The organism is Serratia sp. DD3 (genome assembly GCF_000496755.2).
Genome location: NZ_AYKS02000071.1, coordinates 85,433 through 98,858 on the forward strand (window position 1 = coordinate 85,433; position 13,426 = coordinate 98,858).

Annotated in this window: 11 protein-coding genes and 1 pseudogene; 9 read left to right on the forward strand and 3 right to left on the reverse strand. The window is 48.6% G+C overall.

Translation table 11 applies throughout. From position 1 onward, the window contains the following. Positions 1-8: 8 nt before the first annotated feature. From glyS to IO95_RS12875, 7 genes are all read left to right on the forward strand, one after another. Entirely contained in the window at positions 9-2,078 is a 2,070-nt protein-coding gene (gene glyS, locus IO95_RS12845; RefSeq protein ID WP_023491269.1) for a glycine--tRNA ligase subunit beta, read from the forward strand. A 189-nt stretch (positions 2,079-2,267) separates the two neighbouring features. Next, positions 2,268-2,987: a DUF3053 domain-containing protein gene (locus IO95_RS12850; RefSeq protein WP_037384849.1), complete on the forward strand. Its 720-nt coding sequence runs from the start codon at positions 2,268-2,270 to the stop codon at positions 2,985-2,987. Between the two features lie 293 nt (positions 2,988-3,280). Further along, complete coding sequence (locus tag IO95_RS12855; RefSeq protein ID WP_037384984.1) at positions 3,281-4,192, forward strand: cation transporter; 912 nt, start codon at positions 3,281-3,283, stop codon at positions 4,190-4,192. After that, entirely contained in the window at positions 4,176-4,442 is a 267-nt protein-coding gene (locus IO95_RS12860) for a hypothetical protein (protein ID WP_037384846.1), read from the forward strand. The genes IO95_RS12855 and IO95_RS12860 overlap by 17 nt, the downstream gene beginning before the upstream one ends. Before the next feature lie 174 nt (positions 4,443-4,616). Next, positions 4,617-6,533 carry a PTS mannitol transporter subunit IICBA gene (locus IO95_RS12865; protein WP_037384843.1) on the forward strand — a complete coding sequence of 639 codons (1,917 nt, stop codon included), beginning with the start codon at positions 4,617-4,619 and terminating at the stop codon, positions 6,531-6,533. 65 nt (positions 6,534-6,598) lie between these two features. Beyond that, on the forward strand, positions 6,599-7,753 hold the full coding sequence (locus tag IO95_RS12870; protein ID WP_023491295.1) for a mannitol-1-phosphate 5-dehydrogenase: 1,155 nt from the start codon (positions 6,599-6,601) through the stop codon (positions 7,751-7,753). Positions 7,754-7,896: 143 nt separating this feature from the next. Further along, complete coding sequence (locus IO95_RS12875) at positions 7,897-8,454, forward strand: MltR family transcriptional regulator (protein WP_023491294.1); 558 nt, start codon at positions 7,897-7,899, stop codon at positions 8,452-8,454. Position 8,455: 1 nt separating this feature from the next. On the opposite strand, the pseudogene dinD reads toward IO95_RS12875, so the two are convergent. Both dinD and IO95_RS12880 read right to left on the reverse strand, forming a co-directional pair. Then, a pseudogene (gene dinD / locus IO95_RS26080) lies at positions 8,456-8,551 on the reverse strand (DNA damage-inducible protein D); the annotation flags it as partial. Between the two features lie 281 nt (positions 8,552-8,832). Next, the gene (locus tag IO95_RS12880) at positions 8,833-10,866 is read right to left on the reverse strand and encodes an RNA-binding domain-containing protein (protein WP_051791157.1); all 2,034 of its coding nucleotides are present in this window, start codon (positions 10,864-10,866) and stop codon (positions 8,833-8,835) included. A 304-nt stretch (positions 10,867-11,170) separates the two neighbouring features. Between IO95_RS12880 and IO95_RS25220 the strand changes: the two genes are divergently transcribed. After that, entirely contained in the window at positions 11,171-11,434 is a 264-nt protein-coding gene (locus tag IO95_RS25220; RefSeq protein ID WP_152554916.1) for a hypothetical protein, read from the forward strand. Between the two features lie 249 nt (positions 11,435-11,683). Here IO95_RS25220 and IO95_RS12890 read toward each other — a convergent pair whose 3' ends face one another. Next, positions 11,684-12,547 (reverse strand): YicC/YloC family endoribonuclease, encoded by an 864-nt coding sequence (locus tag IO95_RS12890; protein WP_023490025.1) that lies wholly within the window; start codon positions 12,545-12,547, stop codon positions 11,684-11,686. A 130-nt stretch (positions 12,548-12,677) separates the two neighbouring features. Between IO95_RS12890 and rph the strand changes: the two genes are divergently transcribed. Beyond that, positions 12,678-13,394: a ribonuclease PH gene (gene rph, locus IO95_RS12895; protein WP_023490026.1), complete on the forward strand. Its 717-nt coding sequence runs from the start codon at positions 12,678-12,680 to the stop codon at positions 13,392-13,394. The last annotated feature ends 32 nt before the right edge of the window (positions 13,395-13,426 follow it).

Genomic DNA, 13,426 nt, shown 5'->3' on the forward strand with positions numbered 1-13,426 from the left:
AGGCAGCTATGACTCAACAGACTTTCCTGGTGGAAATCGGCACCGAAGAGCTGCCGCCGAAGGCTCTTCGCTCACTGGCAGAAGCTTTTGCTGCAGATTTTACGGCTGAACTTGATAATGCCGGCTTGGCACATGGCGAAGTGAGCTGGTTTGCTGCTCCGCGTCGCCTAGCATTAAAAGTGGCTAAACTCAGCGCGGCACAGGCTGACCGTGAAATTGAAAAACGTGGCCCGGCCATCGCTCAGGCATTCGATGCCAGCGGTCAGCCCAGTAAGGCCGCTGAGGGCTGGGCGCGTGGTTGCGGCATTACCGTTGATCAAGCTGAACGCCTGGTGACCGATAAAGGTGAATGGTTACTGTATCGCGCCCATGTTAAAGGCCAATCCGCACAGCAACTGTTGGCCGGTATGGTGAGCACGGCACTGTCAAAGCTGCCGATTCCCAAATTGATGCGTTGGGGTGATAAAGAAACCCAGTTCGTGCGTCCGGTACATACGGTGACCATGCTGCTAGGGGCAGAACTGATCCCAGGCACCGTGCTGGGCATCGATTCGGCTCGCACCATTCGTGGTCACCGTTTTATGGGTGAGCCAGAGTTTACTATTGAGAACGCCGATCAGTATCCGCAAATCCTGCAGGAGCGCGGTAAAGTGATCGCCGATTACGCAACCCGCAAGGCGTTGATTAAACGTGATGCTGAACTGGCAGCACAGAAGATTGGTGGAAAAGCCGATCTGAGTGAGAGCCTGCTGGAGGAAGTGACTTCATTGGTTGAGTGGCCGGTGGTGCTGACGGCAAAATTTGAAGAGAAATTCCTGGCAGTGCCTGCTGAAGCGTTGGTTTATACCATGAAGGGTGACCAGAAATATTTTCCGGTCTACGATGCCGCTGGCAAACTGTTACCGAATTTTATCTTCGTCGCCAATATTGAGTCCCGAGACCCGCAGCAAATCATCTCTGGTAATGAGAAAGTGGTGCGTCCTCGTTTGGCGGATGCTGAATTCTTCTTTAATACTGACCGCAAGAAGCGTCTGGAAGATCATTTACCGCGCCTGGAAACGGTACTGTTTCAGCAGCAGTTGGGTACCCTGCGTGATAAGACTGACCGTATTCAAGCCATGGCCGGCTGGATTGCGGGCCAGATTGGTGCTGATGTTAATCACGCAACGCGTGCCGGGCTGCTGTCGAAGTGCGACCTGATGACCAATATGGTGTTCGAATTCACCGATACTCAGGGTGTGATGGGGATGCACTACGCACGCCATGATGGTGAAGCCGAGGACGTAGCTGTTGCGCTTAACGAGCAGTATCAGCCACGCTTTGCGGGTGATGAACTGCCTCAATCGCTGGTGGCTTGCTCGTTGGCAATCGCTGACAAAATGGACACGCTGGTCGGTATTTTTGGTATTGGCCAGCATCCAAAAGGTGATAAAGACCCGTTTGCTTTACGCCGTGCTGCGTTGGGCGTGCTGCGTATCATCGTTGAGAAAAACCTGTCACTGGATTTGCAAACCCTGACCGAAGAGGCTGCGCGCCTGTATGGCAGCAAGCTGACCAATGCCAAGGTGGTGGATGATGTCATCGACTTTATGTTGGGGCGTTTCCGTACCTGGTATCAGGAAGCAGGCCATGCAGTGGATACTATCCAGGCGGTATTGGCGCGTCGCCCAACCCGGCCGGCAGACTTTGATGCACGGGTGAAGGCGGTAACACATTTCCGTACCTTGGCTGAGGCCACCGCGTTGGCTGCGGCTAACAAGCGTGTTTCCAATATCTTAGCCAAATCCAACGATGTATTGCTGGATCAGGTTCAAGCCTCGGTATTGAAAGAGCCGACAGAGCTGAAATTAGCCACTCATCTGGTGGTGTTGCGTGACAAGCTGGAACCTTTGTTTGCTGCAGGTCGTTATCAGGAAGCATTGGTTGAACTGGCGGCGTTGCGTGAGACGGTTGATGCGTTCTTCGACAGTGTGATGGTGATGGCTGAAGATGATGCGGTGCGGGTGAATCGCTTGACGTTGCTGAGTAAGTTGCGTGAGCTGTTCCTGCAAGTAGCGGATATTTCGGTGTTGCAGTAAGGGTAAAGTATTAATGAAAAGGCGCCTGAGGGCGCTTTTTCATCATCATGAGAATCCGTCGGTTATTCTGGGCTGAACGTTGAATCACGTATCCTATAGCAGGGAGTTGATCTATTCTTATCTGCAACGGAGTGCAACATAAGGCATGGAGCCAGATAAAAGAGACATTAATAACGGGAGTTATGTCACATGGCGGTAGGGATCCAAAGCAGAGGCTTTTCGCGTTGGTTGGCACCGGTATTTGCATTGTTGGTCGTGATGCAACTGACCGCCTGCGGCGATAAAGAGCCAGAACAGCGTAAAGCGTTTATTGATTATTTACATAATACGGTGATGCGTAGCGGTGTACACATTCCAACGTTGAGTGAAGACCAAAAACAGAAATTTGGCACTTATGTGAGTGATTACGCCATTCTGGTGGGTTTTTCTCAGCAATTGTCGAAATCGGTTGAGGCAAGTCTGACACCAGCACTGGAACAGATTAATCAAATTCGCACCGCACAAGACTATATCGCTAAGCGCGATACCTTGCAGCAATCGTTGGGTGCATTGAACCTGTTGGGTCAACAGATACAGTCAGCGAAGTTACAGGCGGATAGCGCCCGTGCCGCGTTGAAGCAACCTGATGATTTGAAAGCGGTGTATAGCCAGGTGTATGACAAGATTGTTACCACACCAAGCAATAGCTTGATGCCAGTGATCCCAACCACCAGCAGTTTTGTTCAGGAACTGGTGCTAGTTGGGGATTTCTTGCAGGCTCAGGGTAATCAGGTGAGTTTCAATAATGGCGGTGTACAGTTCCGTACTCAGCAGCAGGTGGCGCAGTACAACACCATGATGTCCAATCTGGTGGCTAAGCAGCAGGATTGGCTCAATGCACAGAAAACGGTGCAGGCAGTGATGCAGTAAGCAAAACTATCCAGGTACATTCGAGCGGCTTTCAGGCTGTAGTTTGAATGTACCTGAGTATGGGTTCCCCTTTTTTCAACGCCTTGTCATCCTTCCGTACCCTGATCTCTATACTACACTTCAGTTATCGGGCCGAAAACGCGTGGTCGAAGCATAACTATGGCCAAGTTCAATTAACTTGCAGGATAAAACATCTGGCTTTTTGAATACCCCGGCGACTTGTTTGACGATGGGTATATTCAACAGCGCCGTAAAATACGGGAACAGAGCCATTCGGTCAGTTGGAGGTCATTATCGTGCCCAGTACTCAACGTGAACAACAGCTTTTAAGGCGCTCAATTTATGGTGCTCTTGGGATATCTTGTTTGAGTATCACCTTCGGTTTTATTACCGGCTCAAGATCGATCATGTTTGATGGTATGTACGCCATATTGGATGCGACCCTATCCGGCTTGGCGTTATTCGTATTACGGCTAATCGGGCAAAACCCGAGCAGTCGCCGTTTTCAATACGGTTTTTGGCACGTAGAACCCTTGGTTCTGGTATTTAACGGCAGCCTACTGTTGTTACTCTGTCTGTATGCTTTTATTAACGCGATTCAAAGTCTTTTGGGAGGGGGAAATCATTTTGAGTTAGGGTGGGCGATAGCCTATGCCTTTAGTATCACCGTCATTTGTTTTGCGATATTTTTGAAACAAAAAAACGCTAACAAAGGGATATCTTCCCCACTGGTCGAGTTGGACGTGCGGGGCTGGATGATCTCCACAGCGATCAGTGCCGCGATCTTTGTCGCTTTTATCCTCGCCTGGTTTTTACAAGACACGCGCTTTGCCTATCTGGTCCCCTATGTGGATTCGATGATACTGGCAGTCCTGATCCTGTTTGTCATGCCAATGCCGGCCAAAATAATCTTTAATGCCATAAAAGAAGTTCTGATGATGACACCTGCAGCATTGGATAAAAAGGTGGAAGAGTTAATGCAACAACTTAGCCGTGAATACGGCTTCATCAAATATTCCCACTATGAAACACGTATAGGTCGCGGATTATTCTTGGAGATCTATGTCGTTCTGCCAGAAAGCATGGAACATATCGGCATCAGCCAGTTGGATTTGATTCGTGAGCGTATTGTCCAGGTTATAAAGGATCCAGAATTGGATTTGTGGATCAGTGTTTCTTTTTGCCGGCATGAAAAATGGCTTTGAGTGTCAGCCAGAGATGTGGGTCGCTGAGTTTGCCTGGTCAGCTCTCTGGCAGAGTGGGTGCCGCAGGGAAGATCCCATTCAAGAGCGCGGTTCGCTTGTGGTGCGTAAAATAAATCGTGATCAATGTATCAATTTAAGAACAAACCCTTCGGCCAATAACGTGATTTTAATCACGTTATTGGCTGGCGGTGACGCTTTATTGGTGTCTATTATTTCTAATATCGAAAGTAATTGTGATTTCAATCACTAAATCCACTGGGTTAACCCCCTCTGTTGTGTGATTTTAATCACGTTTCTTGGGTGAGGTTCGCGTAGTCAGAGGAGCGTGGTAGAGTCCATTTCGCAAACAGCAGCAACACGGCTGGATATGACAACAATGAATGCGCGCTCTTATTGTCAGCGCGTAGCAATAGGGGGGTGTTTTATGTTTTCACCAGATATCAAGGTTAAAGTGCAAAACTTTGGCCGTTTCCTAAGCAATATGGTTATGCCCAACATCGGCGCATTTATCGCCTGGGGTATTATCACCGCATTATTTATCCCTACCGGTTGGGTGCCAAATGAGACATTGGCCAAGCTGGTTGGGCCAATGATCACCTATCTGTTGCCACTGTTGATCGGTTATACCGGCGGTAAATTGGTGGGTGGCGATCGTGGTGGTGTGGTTGGTGCAATTACCACCATGGGTGTCGTGGTGGGTGCTGATATCCCGATGTTCCTCGGTGCCATGATCGCGGGTCCGCTGGGTGGTTGGGCGATTAAGCATTTTGACCGCTGGGTAGATGGCAAGATCAAAAGTGGTTTTGAGATGTTGGTGAACAACTTCTCCGCCGGTATCATCGGTATGCTGCTGGCACTTATCTCCTTTATGGGGATTGGGCCATTGGTCGAAGCGCTCTCCAAAATTCTGGCGGCGGGTGTACATGTCATGGTGGTTAATAACCTGCTGCCATTGACCTCGATCTTTGTTGAACCAGCAAAAATTCTGTTCCTGAACAACGCCATCAACCACGGTATCTTCTCGCCGCTGGGTATTCAGCAAGCCTCAGAGGCTGGCAAGTCTATCTTCTTCCTGATTGAAGCCAACCCGGGCCCAGGTATGGGAGTCTTGATGGCTTATATGTTCTTTGGCCGTGGTAGTGCCAAACAGTCTGCTGGTGGTGCCGCTATCATCCACTTCCTGGGTGGTATCCATGAAATTTACTTCCCTTATGTACTGATGAATCCACGCCTGCTGCTGGCGGTGATTCTGGGTGGTATGACAGGCGTATTCACGCTGACGGTGTTGAATGGGGGTCTGGTATCGCCGGCTTCCCCAGGGTCGATTCTGGCCGTATTGGCAATGACGCCAAAAGGGGCCTATTTCGCCAATTTGGCTGCCATCTTCGCTGCTTTCCTGGTCTCCTTCCTGGTTTCTTCTTTCCTGCTGAAAACGTCGAAAGTTAAAGAGGAAGAGGGTCTGGAACAAGCCACCCGTCGTATGCAGGAGATGAAGGCGCAATCCAAAGGAGCTAAAGCGCCTAATGGAGCGGTAGATGGTGATCTGAGTACCGTGCGTAAAATTATTGTGGCTTGTGATGCGGGTATGGGTTCCAGTGCGATGGGGGCGGGTGTTCTGCGTAAGAAAGTGACAGATGCAGGACTGAAAAATATCTCTGTTACCAATTGCGCGATCAACAGTTTGCCGGAAGATGTCGATCTGGTGATTACCCACCGTGATTTGACGGAACGTGCCATGCGTCATGCACCACAAGCACAGCATATTTCATTAACCAATTTCCTGGACAGTCAGTTATACAGTGATTTGACCGCACGCCTGCTAGCCGCTCACAAAACCAGCGAAACAGAACAGAAAGTGATTTCAACGTTGGATGACAGCTTTGAAGCTAGCGAAAAGAACCTGTTTAAATTGAGTGAAAATAATGTGTTCCTCGGTCTACAGGCTAGCGACAAACAGCAGGCAATTCGCTTTGCTGGTGAGCAATTGGTGAAGGGCGGCTATGTGGAACCTGAATACGTAGAGGCGATGCTGGAGCGTGAAAAGCTCACTTCTACCTACTTGGGAGAGTCGATTGCCGTACCACATGGCACCATCGAAGCGAAAGATCGCGTACTGCGTACTGGCGTGGTGTTCTGTCAATATCCGCAAGGCGTGCGTTTTGGTGACGGTGAGGATGAGGTTGCCCGTCTGGTGATTGGTATTGCAGCCCGTAATAATGAGCATATTCAGGTGATTACTTGTCTAACCAATGCATTGGATGATGAAACGGTTATTGAGCGGTTAGCTAATACGGCAAGCGTCCAAGAAGTTTTGGAACTACTTGGTAGTAAGAAGAGCTAATATCACAGCACTGTTTTAAAGGGTGCACCGGGTGTGCACCCTTCGATATTAACAAAGGTAGAACTATGAAAGCATTACACTTCGGCGCGGGTAATATCGGCCGTGGGTTCATCGGCAAGTTACTGGCTGATGCTCATGCCGAACTGACTTTTGCTGACGTTAACCAGACGTTGTTGGATGAACTGAACCAACGTAAAAGCTACCAGGTACACGTGGTAGGTGATGAATCACGTATTGAACAAGTGAATAATGTCAGTGCGGTTAACAGCGGCAGTGAGCAGGCGGTGGATTTGATTGCTGAGGCGGATATTGTGACAACAGCAGTTGGCCCACAGGTCTTGGCTAAAATCGCCGGGACTATTGCCAAGGGGTTGATTAAACGCCATCAACAAGGAAACACCCAGCCACTCAATATCATTGCTTGTGAAAATATGGTGCGCGGCACCAGCCAGCTCAAGCACTCTGTTTTCGACGTATTGCCGCAGGATGAGCAGGCTTGGGTTGAGCAGCATGTCGGGTTTGTGGATTCTGCCGTAGACCGTATCGTGCCACCCGCGGAAGCCAACAGCAGCGATCCGCTGGAAGTTACCGTGGAAACGTTCAGCGAATGGATTGTGGATCAGACTCAGTTCAAGGGGCCCCCGCCTGCTATTGCGGGTATGGAGTTGACTGACAACCTGATGGCGTTCGTTGAACGCAAGTTGTTCACTCTTAATACTGGCCATGCAATCACGGCTTATCTGGGGCAGCGCGCCAACTTACTGACGATTCGTGATGCTATTCTCGACCCACAAGTTCGTCAGGTGGTACGAGGGGCGATGGAAGAGAGTGGTGCGGTGTTGATCAAGCGTTATGGCTTTGATGCGGATAAACATGCCGCTTATATCAACAAAATCCTCTCTCGCTTTGAAAACCCCTATCTGCATGATGATGTTGAGCGTGTTGGGCGCCAGCCACTGCGTAAACTCAGTGCAGGCGACCGCTTGATTAAGCCATTGTTGGGAACATTGGAATACGATTTGCCACATGGCAACCTGATAAAAGGGATTGCGGCCGCCATGAGTTACCGCAGTGAACAAGACCCGCAGGCCAAAGAGTTGGTAGAATTGCTGGAAAAACTGGGGCCAAAAGCGGCACTGATACAAATTTCTGGCTTACCGGCTGACAGCAAGGTGGTGGAAGAGGCGGTGGCTGCGTATAACACCATGCAGTCGCAGTAAATTCCATGGCGCAATAAATCGGTGTCAATAAACACTCCCTTACTTCACGGATAACGGTTAGGATGCAGGGCAAATTTTTTTGCCCTGGCCTATATTGATTTCCGCTAAGAAAGGGCACCCCTAATGCTGTTCGAAAAGTGACGATGATTGACACAAAGGCATTTGAAAACAAAGTATTGGAAAAACTGAATGCTGGCAAAACGGTACGTAGCTTTCTGATCGCAGCGGTCGAGTTGTTAGCCGAAGCACTGAACGTATTAGTGGTGCAGGTATTTCGTAAAGACGATTATGCGGTGAAGTATGCCGTCGAACCCCTATTGTCTGGTGCTGGCCCGCTTGGTGAACTCTCAGTTCGCCTTAAACTGATGTATGGCCTGGGGGTTATTTCACGGCATGAATATGAAGATGCCGAGTTGCTGATGGCAATGCGCGAAGAGTTGAATCATGATGGCACTGAATATCGCTTTATTGATGATGAAATCCTGGGGCCCTTTGGTGAACTGCACTGTGTGAGTGAACTCCCCCCAGTACCCACCTTTTTACAGCCGAGTGAAGCGGATGAGTCGTTGATTGCCATGCAACACCAGCGCTATCAACAGATGGTACGTTCCACCATGGTGTTATCGCTTACCGAACTACTGGCTGGCATTGGTGCTAAACAACCGTCCAGGCTCTCGCCACTGGGTGAGCAAAAATCGTAGTAGCATACCGAGATAGATGAATATCATCTAATTCGCGTTGAGCCCCAGAACCAAGAGTGACCTTTTAGGTGGCTTCAACGAAATGATCCGATACATTCCGGTTTTGCTTCGTGGCTGCCATCAGGTAAATGCGCACTCATCCGACAATCTCATGTAAACGTTGCGTTTTATTGCTGCCTTATACTGCTCCATAACAAGCAAAAATCCCGCTGTTATGCGGGAATTCTGGATTTATGCGGCTTGTTGATGCTTCCTGAATGGTTACTCGATATTGGATTTATACATTGAGTGTCGGCTTAAAATCCTTTTGATTACTGGATTTCTTATAATGCGCTTTTCTATTGTGTACACCCTTGTGTACACGGTAAAAAGGAATGCTCACCTTTTCGGGCTGTTTTTTGTACACATGCTGGTATTCACCACTTCACAAGCTATGTAGCCCTGCCGTTTATGTCTTCTTGCATGAGGAAAGGCTAAACGAATTTTTCCCATCCTTACTAAAGGAACTAGTTGTTTCTCTCGCAAGTTTTGTGGGGTGCGGGACATCAGTTTAGAAATAATACTAAGCGGCATGTAATGGCCTGCGCAAAGCGCAAGGATAATTTCATCCATAACTTCATTTGAGAGTCTTTTTTTCTCTCTTGCTAATGCTGATGCTGCTTCTAGTTGCTGCCTTAGCGACAAAGAAAGGTGATCGAGGTTGTCGATATAAGGATAAGGAAGTTTGTCTGTAACAAAACGGCCCAGATCGTCTCGTTCTTGCTCGTTATCCGTTATTATCTCGTCGTTATCCGTGATCAAGTAGCTGCTATCCGTGATCAAAGAGGTATTATCCGTGATGATTTGGCCGTGTAGGGAATCGGGTGTGCTTGTTGATAACGGATTAACACCAAAAACATCTTCAGGAGAGGGGAGCTCTTGCCCTGGTAATGTGTATGATTTGTTTCTTTTTTCACCGTGTGGAATCAAAAAACCGCCAGTTACGAGGCGAGGAAGCGTAAGAGTAACTTCACGAGAATGCAAGCTGGTGAGTTGGCAAGCCCGTTCATGATCTATCCATTTTTCTACCGCTGCTGTAATTACGATACTGCGTTCAAGCTCGCTTAGGTGATCAACTTTGTCTCCGAATTTGGAATGCAGAAGAGCCGCTGTTTCTTCCGAGACAAGGTTACCAATAGAGAGTTCAAGCAGTGTTTGTTCCGGTTCTGTTTTTTCATACAACCGGGGGAGACGCCAGTTGGCCAACTTCCAACCACTAAATATTTTGGGAATCCCTGAGCCTGAGCGCTCCCCAGCACCGATAATCAAAAACATCTGGTGCATAAGACGATTACGGCAATCGCTCTCGTAACCTTTTATCGCTTGTTCAAGAGGTACACGCATGAGCCCAGGATTGCGAAAGCCGAATAAATCAGGTCTTTTTACGACCATGATTGAAATCCGGCCTGTATAGTCCGCATGTACCAAGGTGTTTACCAGCGCTTCACGCAGAGCGGTATGTATTTGTGTATCGTCTTGCCTGATACCTTCTTTTAGTTCAAAAGGCACTTTCAAGTCGGCTATTAGTTTTCGGTATGTACGCCTGTAGAAATCGAATACGTTACCCGACCACGTTCCATCAGGGCAGAGTCTATCAACCCACCTTCTCTCTGTTCTCGCTTCTGGTCGTTCTTGGTAATCTACGAAATAGTTTGGAGCTACGTCTTGTATGGCCTCCCATGTTCCAAACATGAGGATGCCTGCCAAAGTCATACCTTCAGTACCTGTTTGGCGATCTTTTCTATATCCGCCGATGCTGCGTAAGAATGCAAAATTGTCTAGCTCTAACGCGGGATGGACTGGATTAGAGGCTGAAAGAAGGTTTCGATAGGCCAGAAGACTCTCTAGGTTTATATCGTTCATATCGAAGTTCTGGACAATGCGGTTATCACGGCTTTCTTCAACTTGTTCAGCCATCATCCTGCGAACTTGTTCTTCAGAACAACGATGGTCACCTTCATGCATTCTGAACCATGTTTCTGTTATTGGTTGATTGTTTAAATAGACTGGTTTTTGCTCACGTCTTGCAATCGGTACCTCAATGACAAGTATCTCTTTGCCGTCTAATTTGACAGTTTGAACAAGCTGATCAGTAAGAAGATTAACGTTTACCTTTTTCTTGCTGCCTGCAAGGTCAAAGAGCTGCTTTTTGACGGTATTAACATCCGGAATACCCGCAACAGTGAACTCACCTTTCTTTTCACGAATACCTAAAACAACATATCCACCGCGACAATTTGCCATGGCGCTATAAGTTGGCCAGAAGTCATCCGGCAACTTGCCTCTACCATCTTTCCCTTGAGCCAATTTAAACTCCAGCTCTGAGGATTCAGATAGTGCACGCAGATCTGTCAGATCAGATATCCGGAACACTGTACCTCCATGTGAGTATTGTGGGTATAAATTGGTCGTATCTTACCCTAGTTTAAGTGATAAGAAAGTCCAGGAAGGATCATTAAAACGCCAAATTAAAAATATAACTGTATGTTTGAACAGTTTTTTAAGTGGGTAGCCTTGTGTGGTAAGAAGGCGAGTGATCTACAATCCGTTATGACGTTAAGCCTATCCGTGATCAATTGTTCCTTATCCGTTATGAGATTGGTGGAGTTCATTAGAGTAGGAAACTCTTGACGGAGAAGCTGTATGCACCGTTATCTGATAACCGTTAACTCCGCCGGTGGATCATCAATCCCAGCGCCAACAGACAAAGCCGATTACCTGCATCGGGTACGGGTTGGGCTTGTCCGACTCCACCAGCACTGTGGCGGCGGCCATAACTCGGCCCATTCGTGTCTTTATGCGCCTGGGTGTGTTGGCGATTGTGCCGGTAATCGTTGCCGTGTGCTGCGCAGCCTTTTCACGCCGATTCTTTCGCATCGATACCACCTCTCAGAGTTTTTTGTTATCGACTCGCCGTGGCCATGGTCATTTTACAGAATAAAACTCCGATATGGGGCAAGATCCATACCGTCACGAATTGCCTGGTAAATTGATACATCTTGCCAAGGCTGGTTCAAGTCATCAGGCCAAACTCATTTTAAGGCGATCTCGACCAATTTTTGAGGGGCAAAGCGAGGTACATGGCAATAGTGTGCTTTCTTGCTTCTTTATGCTAGCTCATGATAACAAAAAAGCCCGCTGTTATGCGGGCATTCTGGATTTATGCGGCTTGTTGATGCTTCCTGAATGATTACTCGATATTCTGGATTTGCTCACGCATTTGCTCAATCAATACCTTTAGTTCAATGGCTGAGGCTGTGACCTCCGCATTGATTGATTTTGAGGCCAAGGTATTCGCTTCACGATTGAATTCTTGCATCATAAAGTCGAGACGGCGGCCCACCGCTTCTTTTTTCTTCAGGATATTGAACGTCTCTTTGACGTGCGCTTCCAGACGGTCCAGCTCTTCTGCAACGTCAATGCGTTGTGCCATTAGCACCAGTTCTTGCTCAAGACGTGTGTTTTCTAATTGCACTTGCGCTTCTTCCAGCTTACTGACCAGCCGTTCACGTTGCCATTGCAGGATATTGGGCATCTGGGTGCGTACTTTTGCCACTTCAGTGTTTACGCCCTCCAGCCGCTGTTCGATCATGCCTTTCAGTGCACTACCTTCGCTTTCGCGTGCCGTAATAAAATCGTCGAGCGTATTTTCCAGTAACTGCATCAGCTCTTCACTGATGACATCCAGATCCTGTTCTTCTGCGGACATGACACCAGGCCAACGCAATACATCGATGGGGTCTATCTCCCCTTCATCGCTTTGCATTTTCACCCAGTTGGCGGCTTCAACCAGTTGTTTTGCCAGCTTTTCGTTCAGGATCATCGAGCTCTGTGCACTTGGGTCGAGTTCGAAACGTAGGTTACATTCCACTTTGCCACGAGTCAGGCGGCCACGGATACGATCGCGGATCACCGGCTCAAGGCTACGGAATTGTTCCGGCAAGCGGATATAGGTTTCAAGGTAGCGCTGGTTAACAGAGCGTAGCTCCCAGGCTGCACTACCCCATTCGCCCTTGATTTCACGCCGGGCATAGGCGGTCATACTGCGGATCATTGTTGCTTACCCTGTAATAGCTAAAGATGCGTTGATTATAGCGTTGCACCTGAGGGCAGGATAGGCATAACGTCACGAAGCTCGTATAATACGCCTCAAATTGTTGATAAGAAGCCGGAGAAAACAGCCCATGCGTCCTGCAGGCAGAGCACCACAACAAATTCGCCCCCTGACAATGACCCGTCACTACACCAAACACGCTGAAGGTTCAGTGCTGGTCGAGTTTGGCGATACCAAAGTTTTGTGCACCGCCACCGTCGAAGAGGGCGTTCCACGCTTCCTGAAAGGTCAGGGGCAAGGGTGGGTGACCGCTGAATACGGTATGTTACCGCGTTCTACCCATAGCCGTAATGCGCGCGAAGCAGCGAAAGGAAAACAAGGTGGGCGCACGTTGGAAATTCAGCGCCTGATTGCACGTTCACTACGGGCTGCTGTCGATCTGAAAAAACTCGGTGAATTCACCATTACTTTGGACTGCGACGTATTGCAAGCCGATGGTGGCACCCGTACCGCTTCAATTTCAGGTGCCTGTGTGGCCCTGGCCGATGCGCTGAATGCGTTGGTTGCTGCAGGGAAATTGAAAACCAACCCGATGAAAGGCTTGGTGGCGGCAGTTTCGGTGGGCATCGTTAATGGTGAAGCGTTATGCGACCTGGAATATGTTGAAGATTCTGCAGCAGAAACCGACATGAATGTGGTGATGATGGAAGATGGCCGCATGATCGAGGTGCAGGGGACCGCTGAAGGTGAGCCGTTCAACCATGATGAGTTGCTGGCCTTGCTGGCATTGGCCCGTGGGGGTATCGAAACCATCTTTCAAGCGCAGAAAGCGGCGTTGGCAGAATAATTTTTCAAAGGCGACGAAGTCGCCTTTTTTAC

What these genes read in the sequence shown, in the direction of transcription:
- IO95_RS12850 (WP_037384849.1), top strand. Translation starts at nt 2,268, where the DNA reads ATGGCGGTAGGGATCCAAAGCAGAGGCTTTTCGCGTTGGTTGGCACCG.
- IO95_RS12865 (WP_037384843.1), top strand. Translation starts at nt 4,617, where the DNA reads ATGTTTTCACCAGATATCAAGGTTAAAGTGCAAAACTTTGGCCGTTTC.
- glyS (WP_023491269.1), top strand. Translation starts at nt 9, where the DNA reads ATGACTCAACAGACTTTCCTGGTGGAAATCGGCACCGAAGAGCTGCCG.
- IO95_RS12890 (WP_023490025.1), bottom strand. Translation starts at nt 12,547, where the DNA reads ATGATCCGCAGTATGACCGCCTATGCCCGGCGTGAAATCAAGGGCGAA.
- IO95_RS12875 (WP_023491294.1), top strand. Translation starts at nt 7,897, where the DNA reads ATGATTGACACAAAGGCATTTGAAAACAAAGTATTGGAAAAACTGAAT.
- IO95_RS12870 (WP_023491295.1), top strand. Translation starts at nt 6,599, where the DNA reads ATGAAAGCATTACACTTCGGCGCGGGTAATATCGGCCGTGGGTTCATC.
- IO95_RS12860 (WP_037384846.1), top strand. Translation starts at nt 4,176, where the DNA reads ATGAAAAATGGCTTTGAGTGTCAGCCAGAGATGTGGGTCGCTGAGTTT.
- rph (WP_023490026.1), top strand. Translation starts at nt 12,678, where the DNA reads ATGCGTCCTGCAGGCAGAGCACCACAACAAATTCGCCCCCTGACAATG.